This window comes from Pseudomonas migulae, from assembly GCF_024169315.1.
GTDB classification, from domain to species: Bacteria; Pseudomonadota; Gammaproteobacteria; order Pseudomonadales; family Pseudomonadaceae; genus Aquipseudomonas; species Aquipseudomonas migulae_B.
On the sequence record NZ_JALJWR010000001.1, the window covers coordinates 6368050 to 6386903 of the forward strand.

Sequence of the window (18854 nt, forward strand, 5' to 3'; positions counted from 1 at the left end):
CGAAGGCGGTCTGTCAGGCAGCTCTTTGTCGACTGACACACCGCCTTCGCGGGCAAGCCACGCTCCTGCCAGTGCGGGGTTTACTTGCGGGCTTCCAGAATCAGGTTGAACGGCGTTTCCGTGGCTCGACGGAATGTCTTGAAACCGGCCTCGGTAAACACTTTGCGCAACCGCGCCTCACCCGCCTGGGCGCCGAGCCCGAGACCGACTTCCTGGGACAGGGAGTTCGGCGTGCAGATAAAGGTCGAGGCCGCGTAGAACAGCCGGCCGACCGGGGTGACGTTGTCGTCGAGCTTGTCATTGGCGAACGGTTCCACCAGCAGCACCGTACCGTCCGGTTTCAACGAGTCATACGCGTGCTTCGCCGCGCCCACCGGATCGCCCATGTCATGCAGGCAGTCGAAATAGCAGACCAGATCGTAGTCATCGCCGGGATAGCTTTTTGCCGTGCCCTGGAAGAACCGGGCCCGGCCGCCCACGCCACCTTCTTCCGCGCGCTGGGTGGCGACGGTGACGGACGGGGCGTGGTAGTCGAAGCCGACGAACCGCGAATCCGGAAACGCCTGGGCCATGATCACCGTCGAGGCGCCATGGCCGCAGCCGATGTCGGCGACTTTGGCACCGGCTTCCAGTTTGGCGACGACGCCGTCGAGGGCCGGTAGCCACTCGGCGATCAGGTGCGCTTTGTAGCCGGGGCGGAAGAATCGCTCTGTGCCGCTGAACATGCACGGATGGTGATCGCCCCAGGCCAGGGCGCCGTTGCCGCGCATGGCGTTGACCAGTTTGTCCTTGTCATGGAAAAACGACGCGACCACCCCGATACCGCCGGCGATGTAGACCGGTGAGTCCTCGATGGCCAGGGCCAGAGCTTGTTCTTCGGGCAGGCGGAACTGGCCGTCGGTGTGTTCCATGTAGCCGGAAGCGGCGTGGGCGCTGAGCCATTCGCGCAGCAGGCGGGGGTTGCAGCCGGTCTTGTCGGCGAGTGCTTCAGGGGTGATGGGTTGGCTGTCGGCCATGGCCCGGTACAGGCCGAGCTCTTCGCCGAGGATGACGTTGGCGAGCATGGCCGCGCCGCCCATGTCGTTCACCAGTTTGCCCATGAAATCGTTGAGTCTGGCCTCGTCCATCATGTGTGCTCCTTCAGCAGGATCACGGTCCAGAAGCGTTGTTTTTCGAGGCTTTCAGCTCTGGGCGGTGGTCGTTGGAATGAACAGGACAATAACCGCGTCCTGGGTGCACTAAGTTTAGTCCGGTGGCTGTGGGCCGCTGCCTGTAGCGACGAAAGCGCGTGTGGCTGAAGTTTCTGATTTTACACCAAACCCTGTGGGAGCGGGCTTGCCCGTGATGGCGGTGTGTCAGGCGACAAATATGTGGGATGTGCCGGCCTCATCGCGTGCAAGCCCGCTCCCACAGGGTTGCGCAGTGGCTGCAAGAATCGTGTGTATCTCACTGTATCTAAACACCACCCCGACACATTCCAGTTCATTCCCCGCCACCGTCGAACACAGCCCAGATACAAACCTGCGATGAACTGCACAGGCCGTTTGGCACCCTATACACCGTGAAGGGGACAACAATGACCACGCTTCTGCCTGAATCCGACCTGAACTCCACACCCGTCGATCGTCTGCGCGTCGACCAGTACACCAACGGCCTCATCGGCCCGAGCCAGCCGATGCTCGGCCCATTGGCCGACGGCGGCACCCTGATCACCGGCACGCCGCCGGGCTGTTGGGGGCCGATGATTACGCCGGCCTTCGAAGGCGGCCATGAAGTCACTCAACCGGTGGCCATCGCCGGTGCCGAAATCGGCGATGCCGTGGCGATCAAGATCAAAAGCATGCGCGTCACCTCTCTGGCCACTTCGTCTGGCGTGATGAGTTTTGTCGAAGGCCGCTACAACGGCGACCCGTTCGTTTCGAAATTCTGCAGTAAATGCGGCACCGAACACCCGGCCAGTCACGTCGAAGGCATCGGCGAGGATTCGATTCGCTGCAACAACTGTGGCGCCGAGGTCAGCGCGTTCCGATTCAGCCATGGTTACGTGATCGTGTTCGATGCGCAGAACCAGGTCAGCCTGACCGTCAATCAGGACGTGGCCAATCAACTGGCCGGGAATGCCTCCGAGATGTCGGCGCTGCCGGAATTCGCCACCCAGCACTCGATCCTGTCCCTGGCCCGCGCCGACATCCCCGGCGTCGCTGCACACATGCGGCCGTTCCTCGGCAACATCGGCACCACGCCGTCCCGTGACTTGCCGGACTCGCACAACTGCGCCGATTTCGGCCAATACCTGATCGGCGCACCGCACCGTTTCGGCATGACCCGCGAAGAGCTGCACGCGGCCAAGACCGACGGCCACATGGACACCAACTCGATCCGCGAAGGCTGCGTGCTGATCTGCCCGGTGAAAGTGCCGGGGGCCGGTGTGTACATGGGCGACATGCATGCCCAGCAGGGCAACGGCGAAATCGCCGGGCATGCGACCGACTGCTCCGGGGAAACCGAAGTGCAGGTCGAAGTGATCAAAAACCTGACGCTGGAAGGGCCGATCCTCCTGCAGAACCTCGACGATCTGCCGCCAATGGCCCGGCCAATGAATGCCCTGCAGCGGCAGAAAGTCCGTGAACTGGGCGAGCGCTGGGGTCAGCATGAAATCGAGGAGAGCGGCCCGATCACCTTCATCGGCAGTGGCGAAAACCTCAACGTGGCGGTGGAAAACGGCCTGAAACGCGCCGCCGCGGTCACCGGCCTGCCATATGACGAAGTGCTCAACCGCGCAACCATCACCGGTTCCATCGACATCAGCCGCTTGCCGGGCACCGTGCGCGTGACGTTCCTGTGCCCGATGCCAGTTCTGGATCGCATCGGCATCGGCCATCTGGTTCGCGAGAAATACGACCTGGCGTAACGCCTACCGGCGGGTCTGTACCGAAGTGTGTACAGACCCGCCGGTGATACAACCGCTGCGATTTTCTGCCGGAACGGAACACAGGCTCGATACACCGCTTCGGTTAACTGTGATTCTGTTCTGGCAACCCTTGAGATCGACATCATGCAGACTTCCCTCACATCAACGAAGGCCACCGTCGGACTGGGCCTGCGTCGCGGTTTAATGAAGGACCTCCAGGCTGCCCCGCTGGGCGATTTCGACTTCCTGGAAGTCGCGCCGGAGAACTGGATCGGCATCGGCGGCGCCCATGGCGCGGCGCTGCGGGCCCTGGCCGAGCGGTATCCGCTGTCGTGTCACGGTCTGTCGCTGTCACTGGGCGGGCCGGCGCCGCTGGACGTCGGGTTTTTACAGGAGGTCCGGGGTTTTCTCGATCAATACAACGTGCCGCTGTACAGCGAGCACCTGAGCTACTGCAGCGATGACGGTCACCTTTACGACCTGTTGCCGCTGCCCTTTACCGAAGAAGCGGTGCATCACGTCGCCGCACGTATTCGTCAGTCCCAGGACATCCTCGGTCGGCGCCTGGCGGTGGAAAACGTCTCTTACTACGCCGCGCCTCAGCAAGACATGGACGAGTTGACGTTCACTAATGCGGTGCTGCGCGAAGCCGATTGCGACCTGTTGCTGGACGTCAACAATGTGTACGTCAACTCGATCAACCACGGTTTTGATCCTCAGTCCTTTCTGGCCGGCATCGATTCGGGGCGGGTGGTGGCGATGCACGTAGCCGGGCATTTCGATGAGTCCGACACCTTGAAAATCGACACCCACGGCGCCTCGGTGAAACCGGTGGTCTGGTCGTTGCTGGCCGAGGCCTATGCCCGGTTCGGTGCGCAACCGACGTTGCTGGAGCGGGATTTCAATTTCCCTGCGTTCTCTGAATTGGTCGCCGAACTGCAGACCATCCGCCGCTTGCAGGCCAAGGGGGTGAACCGTGGATAAATCCACCCTGTTTCAACAACAGAACACCCTCGGCCTTTACCTGCGCGACCCCGATCATTGCGCACCGCCGGCCGGGATGGATGTGAAGAGGGCACAGGTTTACCGCGAGCTGATTTTCAACAACCTGTCGATGTTGCTCAGCGGCACTTTTCCGGTGCTGATCAAGATTCTGGGGGATGAGCACTGGCGTTCGCTGGTACGGATCTTCCTGCGGGACTACCGCGCGCACACGCCGAAATTCGGTGAGATCGCCCAGGAGTTCGTCGAGTTTCTCGCCGCACAGCCACCGGCGTTGAATGACGGACCATGGCCGCCCTTCATGGTGGAGCTGGCGCATTACGAGTGGGTCGAGATGGCGTTGCAGCAGTCCGAGGCCGAGCCGTTGCCGGTGAGTGATGCCGGGTTGTTGCTGGATCAGCCGTTGCAGATTGCGCCGCTGGCCTGGCCGTTGGCGTACGCGTGGCCGATGCACCTGGTCGGCCCGGATTATCAGCCGGACGTTGTGCCGGCCCAGCCGACTTTGCTGCTGGTACGACGGGTCGAGGACTGGAGTGTGAAGTTTTCCGAATTGAGCCCGTTGGCGTGGCGCTTGTTGCAGCGAATCGGCGAGTTCCCCGAGCTGAACGGGCGCGAGCAGTTGGAGGGATTGGCGGTCGAGGCAGGAACAGCCGGGTCGCAGGATTTCATCGACAGCGGGACGGCGTTGTTGCGGCAGATGCACGGGGAAGGGGTGGTTGGTGTTATTGCCTGACCAAACACAATCTCCCAAACACCCAATAACCCTGTGGGAGCGGGCTTGCTCGCGAAAGCGGAGTGTCAGCCAACATCAATGCTGAATGTTAAATCGCTTTCGCGGGCAAGCCCGCTCCCACAGGGAATGGGGGTGCCCGTTCTTTACTGCGCGGAGAAGAAATACCGCGTCAGGTGAAAGAAGATCGGCGCCGCAAAACAGATCGAGTCCATCCGGTCGAGCATGCCGCCGTGGCCCTTGATCATGGTGCCCCAGTCCTTGGCGCTGAGGCTGCGCTTGATCGCCGACATCACCAGCCCGCCGAGGAAACCCATCACCACGATGACGAACGACATCATCAGCGACTGCCAGAAACTGAACGGCGTCATCCAGAACATGCAACCGCCAATCAGCGTGGCAGACAGACCGCCACCCACCAGGCCTTCCACGGTTTTCGACGGACTCACCAGCGGCGCAACCTTGTGCTTGCCGAAGAGCTTGCCGAACACGTACTGCAAGACATCACTCAACTGAACGACGAACACCAGATAGAACAGCAGTAGCGCGTTCTGACCCTGGAAGCCTTCCAGGTCCAGCAGCAATAACGCAGGTGCGTGGCTGATGCAGTAGATGCAAATCATCACGCCCCACTGAATTTTGGCCGCCCGTTCCAGGAAGGCGTCGGTGTCCTGGCTCAGCACTGCAATCGCCGGCAACAGCAGGAAGGCGTACACCGGAATCAACAGCGTGAACAGCGAATACCAGTGGGTGCCGATCAGTATGTATTGCAGGGGGATCAGAATGAAAAACGCCGAAAACAGCGCGTTATGGTCGCCAAGCCGGGTCGGTGTCAGGGTGATGAATTCCCGGAGTGCGAACAGGGAAATGAAGCCGAACAGAATGACCGTCGCGTTCCCGCCCAGCAGGTAGGACACGAAGAAAATGATCACCATCCCCCACCAGGCATTCACGCGCTGATTGAGGTTTTCGATGGTTGAGATCGAGCCCTCTGTCGTAGCCCGCTTGGCCAGTATCCGACCGATGATCGAAGCGATCGCCAACAGGGCGGCAATGGCGCCGAAGAACCACAAAAACTTTTCATCAAGATTCATTCCGACAACCTCACAATCGCGTCACGCGCCCGATCCAGAAACACCTGTTTTTCCTCGCCACTGATCCGTTGCAGCGGGTCGCCGATACGGATAGTGCAGATGATGGGCAGCGGGACGTGTTTGCCTTTTGGCATGGAGCGATGCAGGTTTTCCAGGTAGATAGGCACCAAGTCAACCTCGGGGAATGTTTCGGCCAAGCGGTAAAGACCTGATTTGAAAGGACCGGGCAACGCCTCGCTGCCGCGCGTGCCTTCCGGAAAGATGATGATCGAATGGCCGGCGCGCACCACATCGAAAATCGGCTCTAGTACGTTTACGCCGGGCGCGGGGTTACGATCGATAAGTACCGCATTCAGGCCTTTCTGCGAGATGTATGACAGGAATTTGTTCTTTCCCCAGTAGTCAGCGGCCGCAACCGGTTTCACGTTCACTCGGGCTTCCGGTGGCAGGGCGGCGATGATTGCCAGGGTGTCCATGTGGCTGGTGTGATTGGCGAAATAGATGCGCTGGCGCGAAAGATCCGGTGGGCTTTCCCACCTCGCCGTGACGCCAATGAGGAAGCGCAGAACCGAAATCAACGCATTACTGATCCACATGGGCGGCACCTTTGAGCTGCTTGGAAATGTCCAGCGTTCGCGTGACGCAAGTGGCGACGGAGCCGATGGCGATGATGGCCAGCGCGATCAACAGCACGTAATGACTGCCATAAACGCTCGCTTCGACAGCGTTCAGCACAAGACCGACCGTCATCACCGCCATCCGGTGCTGCTTGGCCATCGGGCCGATGAAGCTCTGCTTGAGACCGATCGAACCGCCAAACACCCTGACATACGCGGTCAGTGCCGCGGCCAGCGCGGCAAACCAGCCAAGGTCCGGATAACCGATGGCATACCCCAGCCCGACAATCAGCAGGCTGTCGGCAATCCGGTCGGGGAATTCGTTGTAGAGACTGCCGATGTCGGATTTCTTGCCGCCTTCGATCGCGACCATGCCGTCGAAGAGGTTGCACAGCAGGCGCAACTGAATGCCGATCGCGCAGAGGATTGACCCGGCAATGCCGTTATCGATGTTGAGCGCCACGATGCCAACGAGTGCGAAGGCGATGCTGGCCACGGAGATCTGATTGGGGGAGAGGTCGCTTTTCACCAACTGGTCGGTGATGCGTTTGGCCCATCCCGCAGAACGCGTCTTGATGGGTCTTCTGTTTTCATCCATTAGCCAATGTCCATATCAATGATGAGGTACTGCTGTGGAGCGTCGATTGCTCCTTCAGCAATATAAGGCTTTCCTTGGCCTAATGCCTGCCAGTTTACTTTCTGTCGGATCGCCGCACCGCTCGCTCCTACAGAGGTCGGGTCGGTAACTTCAACTCTGCACACAAACCGCCGCCCTCACGGTTGCTCAACGTCAGGGAGCCGCCGATGGCCAGCGCCAGTTGCTGGGCAATCGCCAGGCCCAGGCCGGTTCCGCCGGTGCTGCGGTTACGTGAATTTTCCACGCGGTAGAACGGCTCCATCACGTGGGCCAGTTCTTCTTCGGCAATCCCGGGGCCGCGGTCCATCACCTTCAACGACAAACTGCCGCCGGGCTTCGATTGCACCTGCAACTCCGCCGCGCCGGCGAATTTGAGCGCGTTGTCCGTCAGGTTCACCAGCACACGTCGCAAGGCGTGCGGCCGGATATCGATGACGGCTTCACTTTTCCCGCTGAGCTGTACGTCTTTACCCACGTCCTGATAGTCGAACACCAGGCTGTCGAGGAACGAATCCAGATCGGTGCGGCGGTTCTCTTCGGTGGCACCATGGACGCTGCGGGCGTAGGCCACGCCTTCACGGACCAGGTGCTCCATTTCGCCGAGGTCGTTCCACAGTTTGTCTTTTTCGCTGCAATCGTCCATCAGTTCGGCGCGCAGTTTCATGCGCGTGATCGGCGTTTGCAGATCGTGGGAAATCGCCGCCAGCAGTTGCATGCGTTCTTTCAGATAGGCCGCGATGCGCGCCTGCATGGCGTTGAATGCCATGGCGGCATGGGCGACTTCGGTCGGGCCTTTTTCATCCAGGAGCACGGCGTGGGTGTTGGGGTCCAGGGTTTCCACCGCCTGCGCGAGGCGGGTGAGGGGACGGATGGCGATTCGCACGGCCAGCCAGGTGCAGAGGATCATCAGCAATAGTTGGCCCAGCAGAACGGTGGGCAACCAGGGCGACAGCGGCACCATCGAGGGGCGCACGTCGATGGTCACCGGGCTGCCATCGGCCAGTTTCAGATGGACCTGGAAGTGTTTTACCGGACCGGGAATGTCGGTCATGGTCATCGGGTAGTCCTTGCCGATGGCGTCCTTGATCGAGGTCATCGCAATCGGCGTATCGCTCATGGCCGTGCCCGGCGAGCCTTCATTCAGCAAGTAGCGGTAGTTGCGGCGATCCAGCTGTTTCAACCAACTCATGCGCTCTTCGGCCGGCAAGCGGTCGAGGATGGCAATGGAGGTCGAAACGTCGGTTTCCAGATTGCCCAGCATGGTGTTTTTCGCGCTTTCGTAACGCTCGTAATACTGCGCGCCGAAAGACAACGCCTGCGCCAGAATCAAACCGATCAGGAAGATCAGCGACAACCGCGAGGCGAGGGTACGAGGCCAGTGCAATGAGCGTTTCATGACGGAGCACCGAGGACTTCCACCGGAAGGGAAAACACATAGCCCTCACTGCGCACGGTCTTGATGTAGGCCGGTTCCCGCGCATCGTCGAGCAAGCGCTGGCGCAAGCGGCTGACCAGCAGGTCGATGGACCGGTCGAACAGGTCGGCGTCGCGTCCCTGGGTCAGGTTCAGCAGCTGGTCGCGGTTAAGCACGCGCTGCGGATGGTCGAGGAACACCCGCAGCAACCGATATTCCGCGCCGCTGAGGGCGACCATGGTGCCGTCGTCATCGAGCAAGTGGCGGGCCGAGGTGTCGAGGCGCCAGCGACCGAAGGCCAGCAGGCGTCCGCTTTCGGTGACCACCAGGTTCGGCGGCAGCATGCGTGTGCGGCGCAACACCGCGTTGATCCGCGCCAGCAGTTCACGGGCGGCGAACGGCTTGACCAGGTAATCGTCGGCGCCCATTTCCAGGCCGATGATGCGGTCGGTTTCATCGTTGCGGGCGGTGAGCATCAATACCGGCGTGGCCTTGTGTTTGCCGGCGCGGATCTCGCGGCACAGCATCAGGCCATCGTCGCCCGGCATCATGATGTCGAGCACGATCAGGTCCACTGGCGTGGACTCGAGGAAGGCGCGCATCTGGCGTCCGTCAGCGACGACGGTGGTGCGCAGGCCATTCTTCTTCAGGTAGTTGCCTACCAGCTCTCGAATCTCGCGGTCATCGTCCACGATGAGAATGTGATCGACGTGTTCCATGGGGCCAAGCCTCTGAAGATGGGGGATGACGCACAGTCTATCGAGCCTTTGCACGTTCGCCCGCCACCCTTTGTATTGCAGTGTATCTGGTGTATCGGCGGATACACACGGACGCAAAAACGCCGGATTTCCGGGGTTTTGTATCGCTGTGTATCCGCAGGCCCCTTTGATACGTACCGATTTACAGTCGCCGGTTTTCGACACAGACGAGATACCTCGCAGGCTTCTAATAGGTTCCATCGAGGCAAACCCAACCGCCTCGGCTCAATTGAACGACCTACTTATTGAAGCCTTGAGGAAACCGCCATGAACACCAAAGCCATCTACGCCGCTTGCCTGTTTGCCGCCCTGAACATCTGCACCCTGTCGGCCCGCGCCGAAGCAGACGTCAGCGCCAAAACCTACTCCTACGGCACGCACCTGGACATCAAGAAAGTGGTGTCGCTGAAACAGGACGCCTCGGATTCCTGCGGGATTGTGGACGCCCAGCTGACTTACCTGGATTCGCAAAACAAAACCCAGGTCCTGGACTACCGCAAATTTGCTGACTGCAACTCGGACAACTGAGTCCTTCGCTGACCGATTGCCAATCCCCTTTGATACAGGAAGAACATCATGAAAAACGTAACCCGCTACTTGACCGCCGCCGCCTTCGCCCTTGCCGGCGCCGCCGCTCATGCCAACGCCGCCGTTGAAAAAAACACCTGCGGCAGCAGCACCTGCTTCCAGCTGACCCCGGTGAACGAGCAGGGCGCCAACGCCTTCCTGGCACAGGACGGCTCCAGCCGTACGCCACAAGGCCAGTTGCTGGATGAGCAGACGGCCTGAGGCCGGACAGTGTTGCTGAATCCACCACATTCCAGTGTGGGAGCGGGCTTGCTCGCGAAGGCGGAGTGTCAGTCGCCATCAATGTTGAATGTACTGGCCCCTTCGCGAGCAAGCCCGCTCCCACAGGGGACGTGTGTTAACCGCCACCCTCGTATTTATAGGTGATCCTCATGTTTCTCATCGCTTTCCTGGGCGGCATATTGACCGTCCTCAGCCCCTGCATCCTCCCGGTCGTGCCGTTTTTGTTCGCCGGCGTTGACCGCACTCGTTCGTCGATCCTGCTGACCCTCGGCGGCATGGTCCTGACCTTCGCCCTGATCTCCAGCCTGGCCGTGGTCAGCAGCGAATGGGTGGTTCAAGCCAACAACACCGGTCGCCACGTGGCCCTGGTCGTGATGGGGTTGTTCGCCTTGTCGCTGATTTCCGCACGGATCGGTGGCTGGCTCGCTCGCCCATTCGTACTGCTGGGCAACCGCCTCGACCCGGAAACCCGGAAAATGTCCGGCCCATTGGGTTCGGTCATGATCGGCGTCGCCACCGGTCTGCTCTGGGCACCGTGCGCCGGGCCGATCCTCGGGGTGATCCTCACCGGTGCGATGCTGCAAGGCGCCAATCCACAAACCAGTCTGTTGCTGGTGGCGTACGGCCTGGGCAGCGCGTTGTCCCTGGGCACCTTGATTTTCGCCGGCCGCGGCCTGGTCAATCGCTTGAAAGCGTCGATTCCGGTCACCGGTTGGCTGCGCAAGGGCGCCGGGTTCGCGGTACTGGCCGCCGCAGTAGTGATTTCCACCGGTGCGGACAAGACCCTGCTGGCCGGCACCTCGTCCGAAGGCGTCAGTACCCTCGAGAAAGGCGTGCTGGAAAGCGTACCGAAAGTGGTGGATTACCTGGTCAGCAAGGTCAAGGCCGACACGACCATGGACAACGCCCAAGGCGCCATGCCGTCGCTGTCCGGTGCCGTCGAATGGATCAACTCGCCAGCCCTGACCAATGACTCGCTCAAAGGCAAAGTGGTGCTGGTGGACTTCTGGACCTACGACTGCATCAACTGCCAGCACACCCTGCCTTACGTGAAGGACTGGGCGAAGAAATACGAGAAGGATGGCCTGGTGGTGATCGGCGTCCACACCCCGGAATACGGCTTCGAACGCATCATTGCCAACGTCAAGGATCAGGTGAAGAAGCTCGGCATCACCTACCCGGTGGCCATAGACAACAACTACGCGATCTGGCGCAACTTCGACAACCAGTACTGGCCCGCTCACTACCTGATCGATGCCAAGGGTCAGGTGCGTTTCACCCACTTCGGTGAAGGTCGCTACGAAACGCAAGAGAAGATGATCCAGCAGCTGCTGGAAGAGGCCAAGGCAGACGCCAAGGCCGCCACGCCAGCGGCGTAAACCGAAAGATCAATGGCTCACAGGCTCCGCGCCGTGGGCCATTGTCTTTTTCTCCTGACCTCGTCGCCATGCCGCAGGCGGCGCGCCGAATTCACGGCGAAACGCCCGACTGAACGCCGTGTCGGTTTGATAGCCGACCTCTTCGGCGATCCGCAACAACGAGCTGTTACTGCTGCGTAACAGGTTCGCCGCCAGCAGCATTCGCCATTGCGTCAGGTACTGCATCGGCGAAATCCCCACCAGTTGTTGAAAGCGTTCGGCCAACACCGATCGTGAGGTGCCAGCGGTACGCGCCAGCTCATCCAGTGTCCAGGCATGACAGGGTTTTTTGTGCAGCGCGTTGAGCGCGGCGCCGACGATCCGGTCGCCTACGCCTGCCAGCCATCCGGTGCGTCCTTCGCCCTGTTCGTGCATGTACAGGCGCAGCACCTCGATGAACAGCACCTCGGCCAGTTTGGCCAGGACTCCTTCGCCACCGGGCCTTGGCGAGCGCGCTTCGGCCAGCGCATAACGAACCGACGATTCCAGCCACATACCCGCATTCGAGCCGCGCACGTTGACCCGCACCACGGCCGGCAAGCCGGTCAGCAACATGCCCGCCAACCGCGTGTCGCACGCCAGATAGCCGCACACCAGTCGCGTCACCGCGCCGCCACCGCCGTAGCTCAACTGCCGCGGACGCCGTGACAGCACCACGTCCAGCCGCGCACCGGTTGCCGGTTTGAGGCCGGGCGCCGAGCCCATGCGGTGCGCGTCGCCCTGAGGGAACACCACCACATCGCCGGCCGTTAGAAGAAGGGGCGGGTCATCGCCGAGTTCGACATAACACTCGCCTTCGGTGATCAGGTGAAAGATCACCACGCGTTCGGCGCCGGGCTCCAGGAACGGTGCGGCGGTGTCGGCGCTCGGCGACTGGTAGCACCAGGGCGCGGTGAACCTGGCGTTGATGAAAATCGCGCCGACCAGGCGGACGACGCGCAGGGTCTGGGACAGGGCGTCCATGGTGGTTTTCCCCTGTGGGCGGACAGCTTTTGATTGTGAGCCTGTCGCGGCGCAATGCGAAACCTCCGGACGATCGGACAGGGTTGGCCGACGATCGGGCAGGACGCCCCCGGCCAGCAGCGCGATAGTTGTCACACAGGGTCTGCCGACCCTGTCATCAATAACAAGAATGAGAGGTTGCCATGCCGAAGTTCGTCATTGAACGCGAGATTCCGGGTGCTGGAACACTGTCAGAAAGGGATTTGAAAGCGGCTTCGCAAAAGTCCTGCAGGGCGTTGCGCGATTTGCCGGAGGTGCAGTGGCAGCAGAGTTATGTCACCGGCGACAAGCTCTACTGCGTGTACATCTCGCCCAGCGAAGAGTTGATCAGGGAACACGCCAGGCTGAGCGGTTTCCCGGCCAACAGCATTTCCCGGGTCACATCCATCATCGATCCCACCACGGCAGAATAAGCCGGGGATGTTCCACCCTGTAACGGAGCGGATTTAATGAGTACACCCATTGATCTCACTGCCCTGAAAAACCGCCAGATGGCCTCCTGGGCCAGCGGCGACTATGCCGTGATCGGCACCACCTTGCAGATTGTCGGCGAGCAGCTCGCCGAAGCCTGCGACCTGCTTTGCGATGAACGCGTGCTGGACGTCGCCGCCGGTAACGGCAATGCGACGCTGGCGGCGGCACGTCGCGGCACTCACGTCACCTCAACCGACTATGTCGCTGCACTGCTGGAGCGTGGCGAAGACCGGGCCCGGGCGGAGCGCCTGGAGGTCACTTTTCAAGTGGCCGACGCCGAGGCGCTGCCTTTCGAGGACGCCAGTTTCGACGCCGTAGTGTCGACCTTCGGCGTGATGTTTACCCCGGACCAGGCAAAAGCGGCTGCGGAGCTGGCGCGGGTTTGTCGCCCTGGCGGACGGATCGGCCTGGCCAACTGGACACCCGAAGGCTTTGTCGGCCAGATGTTCAAAACCCTGGGCCGCCATCTGCCGCCACCACCGGGGGCTCAACCGCCGTCGAACTGGGGTACCGAGGCCTGGTTGCATTCGCACTTCGATGAGCGGGATTTCCTGCTCCAGGTGACCCGGCGGTTCTTCAACTTTCGTTACCGCTCGGCGGCGCATTTCATCGACACGTTCCGCACCTGGTACGGCCCGGTGCACAAGGCGTTCGCAGCGCTGCCACCGGAAGGCGCCAAGGGGCTGGAGGATGACTTGACCGAGCTGATAAACCGCATGAACCGGGCGGGAGACAAGTCGCTGGTGGTGCCGAGTGAATACCTTGAAGTGGTAATTACAAGGCGTTGAACCGGCAACGCGATACTAATGTGGGAGCGGGCTTGCTCGCGAAGGCGGCGTGACAGTCGACATTTTTGGTGACTGAGACAACGCCTTCGCGAGCAAGCCCGCTCCCACAAGGGATATGCGGTGTTTGCTCGATCAGTTACTCATCCAGCCGCTCGGTGTACACCACCCAGACACTGCACGGCATCTTGTACAGCAGGTGCTCCACCGTGCTGCCGATCAGCCGCCCCAGGCCGCGATGGCCGATCCGGCCCATGACGAGCACGTCGACGTCAAAGGCATCGGCATAGCGAGTCAGCACCTTGGCCGGGTTGCCCATGATCATGTGCCGTTGCTCTGGCGCGATGCCGTTGCGTTCGGCCAGTTCGTGGAAGGCATCCTCCTGATAGTCGAACAGGGTCCTGGCCTTGGCCGAAGAGAAAAACGCAGAACCATTGTCGAAGCCGAATTCGTCGGCGCTGATGGATGACAAGTCGTAGGCGTAGACCATGTCCAGCTCGGCATTGCAGGCGCTCGCCAGTTTCGACGCTTCGTGAAGGATCCGGTCGTTAAAGGACTTGTACTGGTCATCCCGATGAAACGGATCGACCGCCGCGACAATCCTGCGGGGCAGGGCATGCACGGCATGGTTGACGAAATGCAGCGGCACCGGGCATTCACGCAGCAGATGCACATCGAGCGGCGTGAACATCAGCCGTGAGAGCATCGAATGCGGCTCCAGCGCCTTGATCAGCACGTCCATCGGCTGTTCTTTGAGGTGGATCAGGATTTCTTCCAGCGGACGTTCGACCCACGTCACCTCGGTGGTGACCTGCACGCCGATCTTGCGCAACGGCCGGGCCTGTTCCTCAAGCCATTGCCGGTGTCGATCGACATAGCCCAGGCGCATTTGCTCCATCGCTTTTTCGTTGACCAGGCTGGCGGTCGCCAGGCCTTCCAGATAATCGAACGCCACAATGTGCAGCGCCGCGTCTTCGGCCTTGGCTAGCGCCGCGGCCCGGTCGAAGGCGGGGCTGTGTTCCATCAGGGGCGAGGCGACCAGCATGAAACGTGATTGCTCAGACATGACAAACCTCCCGTGGGTTAACGAGCAGGTGACGGTCCCGTTGCAACAGCCTGGACATTGCCGCCCGGTGCGCGGTCATTCGACAGGCATTCAATCCTTAAAGTATTGACCATGATCAACGTCCCGTCCGTCAGGTGGACGCAATGGCGATTACTCGATCAAATGTGGGAGCGGGCTTGCTCGCGAAAGCGGAGTGTCAGTCGCAATCTGCATGACTGACACACCGCTTTCGCGAGCAAGCCCGCTCCCACAATGGGATTTTGGGTGTTCGCGCGGCCTATACCACTTTGGCGCCGCGTGCCGTCAGCAGTTCGCGTAATACGGAGCGATGGCAGTGCGCTTCAACCTCGCAATAGCACCCGACGGCCATCGAGGTCTGATGGGAGAGGGCCGCCAACAAATCGAGCAGCTGGCTGGCGGCAGGATGATTCATCTCGGCCTTGAACTTGCGCCGAAAAACCTCCCAGGCTTTTTCGTCCTCCGCGGCTTTTGCTTCTGCAACCAGCTCTGCGCTGGGCGATAGCAGCGGCTGCCACACATCATAAAAATCCCGGCTGGCAAACTCGGCTTTCGACACGCCGCGAGGCGGCCGGCGCACCGTGCCTACCCGCAGGCCTTCATCGGACAGGCGGGGTGAACCGAGTCGTACAATATGAATGGGCATGGCGACTTACCGGTGCCGCGACCCGTCAAACCATTCCATCGCCGTACGCCAGATGCAGATCCCCAGGAAGTAAGCCGACATCAGCAGCCAAAGCCCCATGACCATCGGGTTGATCACCGGGTGGTTGATCACCAGCGACAGGCTGCACAGCAACCAGATGGCGGTCACGGCAATGTTGATCGGCATGAACTTGCGCACGCGGAACGGGTGCAGGAACTTCATCCGCGTCACGGTCAGCAATGCCAGGCCGATGACGGTGAGCAGGGTGATCCATGGCGACGGGGCGATGATGTACAGGCACAGCGCAACGACGTTCCATGCGGCGGGGAAGCCCTGGAAGTAGTTGTCCTTGCTTTTCATGTTGACGTTGCAGAAGCAAAACAGCGACGAGACCAGGATCAGCGACACGGTCAGCAGCAGCGTGTAGTCCGGCAATGGAATGTAGCGATAGATGAACAGTGCCGGGATGAACACATACGTCAGGTAATCGATGACCAGATCGAGGATCGAGCCGTCGAAACTCGGCAGTACCGACTGGACATTGACCTTGCGCGCCAAGGCACCATCCAGCCCGTCGACGATCAGGGCGACGCCCAGCCACAGCAGGCAGTTGGTGGGCTGGTTTTCCAGCAGGGCGAGGGTCGCGAGGAAGGCAGTGACCACGCCTGTAGCGGTAAAACCATGGGCACCCCATGCTTTGAGCCTGGCGATGTGTAGAGTCGAAATCACGGGGGCGTTCTCCAGAAAGTGAAGCAAGCCAGTCATCACCCTCGTTGATCGAGGGCGGCGGCAAACCTGGTCGGGTTGCAGGTATCGACCGGAAATCCGGGAATAAGGTTCACCGTCTGTAAATCTTAGCTGGGTCGCCAAAAAATACTGCGGATTAATCCTGATGTTGTTCACTTGAAGTTCTTGAGTGGGGTTGAAGTCCTTGACTAAGGGGGAACGTCCCCGTCGGACTGCGCTGCCAGCCATCTCGGGTGTGGTTGACCTGGTCTTGCGGATGTACCCGGAACCCCTGTGGGAGCGGGCTTGCCCGCGAAGACGGCCTGACAGACGACCTGTTCTCGCGGATGTACCCGAAACCCTGTGGGAGCTGGCTTGCCAGCGAAGACGGCCTGACAGACGACCTGTTCTGGTGGATGTACCCGAAACCCTGTGGGAGCGGGCTTGCCCGCGAAGACGGCCTGACAGACGACCTGTTCTGGCGGATGTACCCGAATCCCTGTGGGAGCTGGCTTGCCAGCGATAGCGGTGTGTCAGGTGGTGGGGTTTTGAGGGTGTACATATCCATTCCTGCGGTCGCGGCTGATATTGGTTCCGCCCTGACGGCGGGTCACTTTGGAAAAGCGCCAAAGTAACCAAAACGCTTTGGCCCCTGACGTACGGTGGCTCGCCTGGGCTCGCCATTCCCTCACTCCGGTCCTGCTCCGTGGGCCCGCCGCCATCGGCCATCCATGGCCGGGGGCGGCTAACCCGGCATCCATGCCGGGTTGCCCACTGCGCAGAACCTGCGCTCAGCCTTCCGACGGGGCAGATCAAGATCAAAAACAAAGCGAGGCGGCCTGATAGCCGGCCTGAAGTTCGTCAGGATCATCGGGGGTGAACACCGATGTAACGTCCCCCAGCAAAACCCTGTGGGAGCTGGCTTGCCAGCGATTGACGCCCAGACACTGTGGTCATTCAGACAGTCAGGCGTCATCGTTAACGACCATCGCTGGCAAGCCAGCTCCCACAGGGGAATGCGCACACTTAAGAGCCAGGTCGGCCCGAAGGCCGCCTCGCGGTGCTGTTGCGGTGGTCGCCCCCTCGTGAGGCCGAGTGGAGGTTCTGCGCAGTGGGCAACCCGGCATGGATGCCGGGTTAGCCGCCCCCGGCCATGGATGGCCGATGGCGGCGGGCCCACGGAGCAGGACCGGAAGGAGGGCATGGCGAGCCTTAGCGAGCCACCGAACGAAAGGGGCAAAAGCGCTTGGTTACTTGGCGCTTTTCCAAGTAACCCGCTGTAAGAGCGGAACCAATAGCCGCCGTTACCGAAAAAATGGATATACACCCGAACACCCGAACACCCAAACACCTCCCGTATTAAAAAAAGGCAACCGCGAAGTCAGCCAAACGGTGCTGGCGCAATACCCTGCGAGGACTATCGTTGCCAGACTCAACCCATGAGGACGTCGTCATGAACACCAGCGATTTGCTCGAACAACTCCTGCGAGCCGGCCAGGGCTCAATGACACAGCAAGGTGCCGGCGTACCCAGCCAGGGCGGCATGGGTGGCGGTCTTGGCGGATTGCTCGGCGGCCTGCTGGGCGGCGGTGCCGGTGCCAACAGCGGCTTGGGCGGTTTGCTGGGAGGATTGCTCGGCGGTGGCTCAGCCATGGGCGGCTCGACCCAGCGACGCCCGGGTGGCGGCACCAACTACGCGGCGCTGGCCTCCCTCGGCATGATGGCTTTTCAAGCGTATCAGGCCTGGCAACGCAGCCAGGCAGCCGCGCCGCAACAGGCACCGCGCACCGTGGACCTGCTATCCGGCCCGGAAGTCGAAGATCACAGCCACGCCGTCCTTCGAGCATTAATAGCAGCGGCAAAGGCCGACGGCCGAATCGATGACGCCGAAAAACACATGATCAGCACCGAAATCGGCCGCCACACCGATGACCCGGAACTCCAGCAATGGCTGGACGATGAAGTCGCCCGCCCGCTCGATGCCGCCGATGTGGCGCAGTCGGCGACGGATCCTGCGATAGCCGCGGAAATGTACCTGGCCAGCGTGATGCTGGTGGACGATCAGCAAGACGCCGAACGCAGCTACCTCGATGAACTGGCGGCGGCGTTGCAGATTGATCCGGATTTGCAGGTCCACCTGGAACAGCAGGCCAAGGGCGGCACGGCCTGACCTGCTTTTCGTAGGAGCCAGGCTTGCCGGCGAAAGCGCATGTCAGCACGCCTTCGCCGGCAAGCCTGGCTCCTACAGGTGGGGCGGTCATTTCGGCAGCAAAAACGTCACCCCATGCGCTTCGGCAACCTCCAGTATTTGCGGCAAATCCTCCGGCACCCTGAGCCGGTCCATTGCCGCAAAGAACTGGCCGCCCCGTGGGTCAGACACCACACCGATCATCTTCGCCGTGGCGCTGATGTTCTTGTAGGCATGGATGGACCCGGCGGGTATGTGTACGTAACCGCCCGCCGAGACGGTGGTGGAGGTGCCCTCGACCGTGACTTGCACCTGCCCGTCAATCACGTAGAACGCCTCATCCCAGGGATGAAAGTGCGGTGGCGGGCCGCCTCCCTGCACGCCTTCCTGAAGGTGCACCTCAAAGGGTTTGCTCAGATCACCGCCCGCGAGAATCGTGATCGCCTCACCCACGACATTGACCGGTCTGGGGGTTTCTCCAGACCCGATGACGTGAACCGTTCGCATGATTGCTCTCCTGGGGATGAGTCCACACCCGGTTGAGTATATTCACTCGAG

The 18854-nt window shown here is 61.1% G+C and carries 20 protein-coding genes; 9 read left to right on the forward strand and 11 right to left on the reverse strand.

Features of this window, described 5'->3' with window-relative positions; translation table 11 throughout:
• Positions 1-80 precede the first annotated feature (80 nt).
• Complete coding sequence (locus J2Y86_RS29370) at positions 81-1127, reverse strand: class I SAM-dependent methyltransferase (protein ID WP_253440496.1); 1047 nt, start codon at positions 1125-1127, stop codon at positions 81-83.
• Between the two features lie 449 nt (positions 1128-1576).
• On the opposite strand from J2Y86_RS29370, the gene J2Y86_RS29375 reads away from it, so the two are divergent.
• From J2Y86_RS29375 to J2Y86_RS29385, 3 genes are all read left to right on the forward strand, one after another.
• Complete coding sequence (locus J2Y86_RS29375) at positions 1577-2911, forward strand: acetamidase/formamidase family protein (protein ID WP_253439663.1); 1335 nt, start codon at positions 1577-1579, stop codon at positions 2909-2911.
• Positions 2912-3055: 144 nt separating this feature from the next.
• Complete coding sequence (locus J2Y86_RS29380) at positions 3056-3895, forward strand: HvfB family MNIO-type RiPP peptide maturase (RefSeq protein ID WP_253439665.1); 840 nt, start codon at positions 3056-3058, stop codon at positions 3893-3895.
• Positions 3888-4646 carry an HvfC family RiPP maturation protein gene (locus J2Y86_RS29385; RefSeq protein WP_253439667.1) on the forward strand — a complete coding sequence of 253 codons (759 nt, stop codon included), beginning with the start codon at positions 3888-3890 and terminating at the stop codon, positions 4644-4646. Before J2Y86_RS29380 ends, J2Y86_RS29385 begins: the two co-directional genes overlap by 8 nt.
• Positions 4647-4789: 143 nt before the next feature.
• Here J2Y86_RS29385 and J2Y86_RS29390 read toward each other — a convergent pair whose 3' ends face one another.
• The 5 genes from J2Y86_RS29390 to J2Y86_RS29410 form a co-directional block, all read right to left on the reverse strand.
• Positions 4790-5737 (reverse strand): phosphatidate cytidylyltransferase, encoded by a 948-nt coding sequence (locus J2Y86_RS29390; protein WP_253439669.1) that lies wholly within the window; start codon positions 5735-5737, stop codon positions 4790-4792.
• Entirely contained in the window at positions 5734-6333 is a 600-nt protein-coding gene (locus J2Y86_RS29395) for a lysophospholipid acyltransferase family protein (RefSeq protein WP_253439671.1), read from the reverse strand. The genes J2Y86_RS29390 and J2Y86_RS29395 overlap by 4 nt, the downstream gene beginning before the upstream one ends.
• Entirely contained in the window at positions 6320-6952 is a 633-nt protein-coding gene (locus J2Y86_RS29400; protein WP_253439673.1) for a CDP-alcohol phosphatidyltransferase family protein, read from the reverse strand. Before J2Y86_RS29400 ends, J2Y86_RS29395 begins: the two co-directional genes overlap by 14 nt.
• A 127-nt stretch (positions 6953-7079) precedes the next feature.
• A complete protein-coding gene (locus tag J2Y86_RS29405; RefSeq protein WP_253439675.1) occupies positions 7080-8387 on the reverse strand; it encodes a sensor histidine kinase in 1308 nt (435 codons plus the stop codon).
• On the reverse strand, positions 8384-9124 hold the full coding sequence (locus J2Y86_RS29410) for a response regulator (protein ID WP_017338028.1): 741 nt from the start codon (positions 9122-9124) through the stop codon (positions 8384-8386). The genes J2Y86_RS29405 and J2Y86_RS29410 overlap by 4 nt, the downstream gene beginning before the upstream one ends.
• 306 nt (positions 9125-9430) lie before the next feature.
• On the opposite strand from J2Y86_RS29410, the gene J2Y86_RS29415 reads away from it, so the two are divergent.
• From J2Y86_RS29415 to J2Y86_RS29425, 3 genes are all read left to right on the forward strand, one after another.
• The gene (locus J2Y86_RS29415) at positions 9431-9691 is read left to right on the forward strand and encodes a DUF2790 domain-containing protein (RefSeq protein ID WP_253439677.1); all 261 of its coding nucleotides are present in this window, start codon (positions 9431-9433) and stop codon (positions 9689-9691) included.
• A gap of 48 nt (positions 9692-9739) precedes the next feature.
• Positions 9740-9952 carry a hypothetical protein gene (locus tag J2Y86_RS29420; RefSeq protein WP_253439679.1) on the forward strand — a complete coding sequence of 71 codons (213 nt, stop codon included), beginning with the start codon at positions 9740-9742 and terminating at the stop codon, positions 9950-9952.
• Between the two features lie 170 nt (positions 9953-10122).
• Positions 10123-11352 carry a cytochrome c biogenesis protein DipZ gene (locus tag J2Y86_RS29425; protein ID WP_253439681.1) on the forward strand — a complete coding sequence of 410 codons (1230 nt, stop codon included), beginning with the start codon at positions 10123-10125 and terminating at the stop codon, positions 11350-11352.
• A 9-nt stretch (positions 11353-11361) separates the two neighbouring features.
• Here the strand turns inward: J2Y86_RS29425 and J2Y86_RS29430 are convergent, their stop codons facing one another.
• On the reverse strand, positions 11362-12354 hold the full coding sequence (locus J2Y86_RS29430) for an AraC family transcriptional regulator (RefSeq protein WP_253439683.1): 993 nt from the start codon (positions 12352-12354) through the stop codon (positions 11362-11364).
• 182 nt (positions 12355-12536) lie between these two features.
• On the opposite strand from J2Y86_RS29430, the gene J2Y86_RS29435 reads away from it, so the two are divergent.
• Both J2Y86_RS29435 and J2Y86_RS29440 read left to right on the forward strand, forming a co-directional pair.
• Positions 12537-12806 (forward strand): DUF4242 domain-containing protein, encoded by a 270-nt coding sequence (locus tag J2Y86_RS29435; protein ID WP_253439685.1) that lies wholly within the window; start codon positions 12537-12539, stop codon positions 12804-12806.
• Positions 12807-12842: 36 nt separating this feature from the next.
• The gene (locus tag J2Y86_RS29440) at positions 12843-13655 is read left to right on the forward strand and encodes a class I SAM-dependent methyltransferase (protein ID WP_253439687.1); all 813 of its coding nucleotides are present in this window, start codon (positions 12843-12845) and stop codon (positions 13653-13655) included.
• A gap of 136 nt (positions 13656-13791) precedes the next feature.
• On the opposite strand, the gene J2Y86_RS29445 is transcribed toward J2Y86_RS29440, so the two are convergent.
• The 3 genes from J2Y86_RS29445 to pcsA all read right to left on the reverse strand — a co-directional run bounded on the left by J2Y86_RS29445 (position 13792) and on the right by pcsA (position 16111).
• Positions 13792-14718, reverse strand: coding sequence for a universal stress protein (locus J2Y86_RS29445; RefSeq protein ID WP_253439689.1), 927 nt, complete (start codon positions 14716-14718; stop codon positions 13792-13794).
• A gap of 277 nt (positions 14719-14995) precedes the next feature.
• Complete coding sequence (locus J2Y86_RS29450) at positions 14996-15382, reverse strand: DUF488 domain-containing protein (protein ID WP_253439691.1); 387 nt, start codon at positions 15380-15382, stop codon at positions 14996-14998.
• A 6-nt stretch (positions 15383-15388) separates the two neighbouring features.
• A complete protein-coding gene (gene pcsA, locus J2Y86_RS29455) occupies positions 15389-16111 on the reverse strand; it encodes a phosphatidylcholine synthase (protein ID WP_150709381.1) in 723 nt (240 codons plus the stop codon).
• Between the two features lie 1450 nt (positions 16112-17561).
• Between pcsA and J2Y86_RS29460 the strand changes: the two genes are divergently transcribed.
• Positions 17562-18278, forward strand: a complete 717-nt coding sequence (locus tag J2Y86_RS29460) for a tellurite resistance TerB family protein (RefSeq protein WP_253439693.1) — start codon at positions 17562-17564, stop codon at positions 18276-18278.
• A gap of 87 nt (positions 18279-18365) precedes the next feature.
• Here J2Y86_RS29460 and J2Y86_RS29465 read toward each other — a convergent pair whose 3' ends face one another.
• Complete coding sequence (locus J2Y86_RS29465; protein ID WP_253439695.1) at positions 18366-18803, reverse strand: cupin domain-containing protein; 438 nt, start codon at positions 18801-18803, stop codon at positions 18366-18368.
• Positions 18804-18854 lie beyond the last annotated feature (51 nt).

Excerpts from the sequence above, each read along its gene's own strand:
- J2Y86_RS29370 (WP_253440496.1), bottom strand. The coding sequence starts at position 1,127 with ATGGACGAGGCCAGACTCAACGATTTCATGGGCAAACTGGTGAACGAC.
- J2Y86_RS29375 (WP_253439663.1), top strand. The coding sequence starts at position 1,577 with ATGACCACGCTTCTGCCTGAATCCGACCTGAACTCCACACCCGTCGAT.
- J2Y86_RS29380 (WP_253439665.1), top strand. The coding sequence starts at position 3,056 with ATGCAGACTTCCCTCACATCAACGAAGGCCACCGTCGGACTGGGCCTG.
- J2Y86_RS29390 (WP_253439669.1), bottom strand. The coding sequence starts at position 5,737 with ATGAATCTTGATGAAAAGTTTTTGTGGTTCTTCGGCGCCATTGCCGCC.
- J2Y86_RS29395 (WP_253439671.1), bottom strand. The coding sequence starts at position 6,333 with ATGTGGATCAGTAATGCGTTGATTTCGGTTCTGCGCTTCCTCATTGGC.
- J2Y86_RS29400 (WP_253439673.1), bottom strand. The coding sequence starts at position 6,952 with ATGGATGAAAACAGAAGACCCATCAAGACGCGTTCTGCGGGATGGGCC.
- J2Y86_RS29405 (WP_253439675.1), bottom strand. The coding sequence starts at position 8,387 with ATGAAACGCTCATTGCACTGGCCTCGTACCCTCGCCTCGCGGTTGTCG.
- J2Y86_RS29410 (WP_017338028.1), bottom strand. The coding sequence starts at position 9,124 with ATGGAACACGTCGATCACATTCTCATCGTGGACGATGACCGCGAGATT.
- J2Y86_RS29415 (WP_253439677.1), top strand. The coding sequence starts at position 9,431 with ATGAACACCAAAGCCATCTACGCCGCTTGCCTGTTTGCCGCCCTGAAC.
- J2Y86_RS29420 (WP_253439679.1), top strand. The coding sequence starts at position 9,740 with ATGAAAAACGTAACCCGCTACTTGACCGCCGCCGCCTTCGCCCTTGCC.
- J2Y86_RS29425 (WP_253439681.1), top strand. The coding sequence starts at position 10,123 with ATGTTTCTCATCGCTTTCCTGGGCGGCATATTGACCGTCCTCAGCCCC.
- J2Y86_RS29430 (WP_253439683.1), bottom strand. The coding sequence starts at position 12,354 with ATGGACGCCCTGTCCCAGACCCTGCGCGTCGTCCGCCTGGTCGGCGCG.
- J2Y86_RS29435 (WP_253439685.1), top strand. The coding sequence starts at position 12,537 with ATGCCGAAGTTCGTCATTGAACGCGAGATTCCGGGTGCTGGAACACTG.
- J2Y86_RS29440 (WP_253439687.1), top strand. The coding sequence starts at position 12,843 with ATGAGTACACCCATTGATCTCACTGCCCTGAAAAACCGCCAGATGGCC.
- J2Y86_RS29445 (WP_253439689.1), bottom strand. The coding sequence starts at position 14,718 with ATGTCTGAGCAATCACGTTTCATGCTGGTCGCCTCGCCCCTGATGGAA.
- J2Y86_RS29450 (WP_253439691.1), bottom strand. The coding sequence starts at position 15,382 with ATGCCCATTCATATTGTACGACTCGGTTCACCCCGCCTGTCCGATGAA.
- J2Y86_RS29460 (WP_253439693.1), top strand. The coding sequence starts at position 17,562 with ATGAACACCAGCGATTTGCTCGAACAACTCCTGCGAGCCGGCCAGGGC.
- J2Y86_RS29465 (WP_253439695.1), bottom strand. The coding sequence starts at position 18,803 with ATGCGAACGGTTCACGTCATCGGGTCTGGAGAAACCCCCAGACCGGTC.